The following is a 1,904-nucleotide window of genomic DNA, read 5'->3' as shown; positions in this document are numbered from 1 at the left end:
CTGCCACTCAAAATGTGATTAAACATACTCACATCGAGATAATGCGGATTCTCACGAATACCGCTTACTGTTTCTTTGTGTATGCTTTTGAGTAACCGGAGTTATCTCTACTCACAGATCCTAAGTACACTCCACAGTCGTTAATTCCCGAAATAGCCTTCGGTACATACTTACGTTTGCGGGATCATGCAACTTCGTAAGTCTCTGCATCTCTCAGATTCCGTGCTGCATTGAGATCTCTGTCCTCAATATATCCACATGTGCATCTGTAGATCCTGTCTGAAAGTTTCAGATCTTTTTTAATACAGCTGCAGCAGTGGCAGATCCTGGAAGATGGATACCATCGGTCAACTACCCTCAGTTCGATTCCATATTCAGCACATTTTATTTTCAATTTTGTCCGGAATTCATAGAATTTCTGGGACGCAACTGCTTTTGAGAGATGCCGGTTCTTCATCATCCCGGATATGTTCAGATCCTCGATCGTTATATGAGACGGCTTGGTTTTCACTATCTCAGATATTACCTTGTTGATATGATCTGTACGGATATTTTCTATCCGATGATGAAGTTTCTGTACTTTAAGCTTTTGTTTGCATATATTTGCTCTTTGAGTGGTCTCCCCTTTCTTTAAGTTCTCATATTTACGGGAAAGCTTTCGCTGTGCCCGTCTTAATTGTTTCTCAAGTTTTCTAATCCGTGCTGTTTTATTGATATTTCTGTATACAGTTCCATTTGATACAACTGCAAAGTCTTTCAGCCCCAGATCAATTCCAATCCCATCAGTGAAATTTCCATCTGCTTCCGGAGCAGGTATATCGACAAGTGCAGACACATAATATCTGCCTGCTTTCATGGAAACTGCCCCGCTTCGGATCACATATCCATCCTTAGAGGTCGGAATGTAACCTTTTTCTTTCAGCCTTATCCAGCCAAGTGTTGGGATCTTGATCCTGTGACGTTCACAGAGACAGTCTTTGGGATTATTCTTTACAAAATACATTTTTACATCAGATCTTCCTTTTTTCTTATATCTCGGGAAACTACTCTGATGATGAAAAAATCTTGAAAAAGCGGTACAGGCATTTTCGATTGCATTCTTTACCGATTTGGAACTGACTTCTCTGATCCAGAAATATTCCGGATGCCTTGGAAGGTATTCATTGTTCAGCCATACACTGAACGACTTGCCGCTCATAAATCTTTCACCGGCATCATAACGTTCTTTATTATGAAACAGGTAGAAATTATAAATATATCTGCATGTGCCGATTGTCTTATGTATTTTGATCTTCTGCTCTTCTGTAGGATCGATCTCTGTCTTGAAGCTCTTCAGCAATCTCCTCATCCTTTTCTATCTGTTTTTTATACTTACGAAGTCCATATAATCTACAGGAAAACACATGAAGGATGGAAATAATATCCTGTACAAGTTCTTCCTGTGGTGACAGTTCTTCATTGTTCACCACCAGTATCGTTGTGTGGAATCTCATGCAGAATCTTTCAAACCATTCGTATCCAAAACGGATAAATCTGTCTTTATGCGTGATCACTATGGTTTTGACCTTCTGCTCCATGACTTCGTCCAGTAATCCATTCCATTTCTTGCGGTTATAATTAAGTCCGCTTCCATAGTCTTCAATGCACTGGTCTACGATCATTCCTCTGGCATTACAGAACTGACGCAGAAATGCTGTCTGATCTTGAAGATCATCCCTTTGGTTTTTGGTAGATACTCTTGCATAAATAACAACTTTTCGTTTATCATGTTCTATATTTATACCTTTAAATTGAAGATACTGGTCATATGTGTAATAACGTCTGTCTGTTGGAGTTCGGTTTGCTTTTAAGATTCCCTCTCTGTCCCATCTCTGAAGCGTTTTTACAGAAACACCTAATAATTC

General features: G+C 39.4%; 2 protein-coding genes. Both read right to left on the bottom strand.

The features are described 5' to 3' along the window. Window positions 1-184: 184 nt before the first annotated feature. The gene (locus EAI83_RS16990) at window positions 185-1,348 is read right to left on the bottom strand and encodes an RNA-guided endonuclease InsQ/TnpB family protein (RefSeq protein WP_129976306.1); all 1,164 of its coding nucleotides are present in this window, start codon (window positions 1,346-1,348) and stop codon (window positions 185-187) included. Beyond that, on the bottom strand, window positions 1,278-1,904 hold a 627-nt coding region (locus tag EAI83_RS16985; protein ID WP_129976304.1), incomplete at its 5' end, for an IS607 family transposase. The genes EAI83_RS16985 and EAI83_RS16990, both read right to left, overlap by 71 nt.

Origin of the sequence: Blautia sp. aa_0143 (assembly GCF_004167315.1) — a bacterium.
Taxonomy (GTDB): domain Bacteria; phylum Bacillota; class Clostridia; order Lachnospirales; family Lachnospiraceae; genus Blautia_A; species Blautia_A fusiformis.
This window is presented reverse-complemented; position numbering and strand designations above follow the sequence as displayed.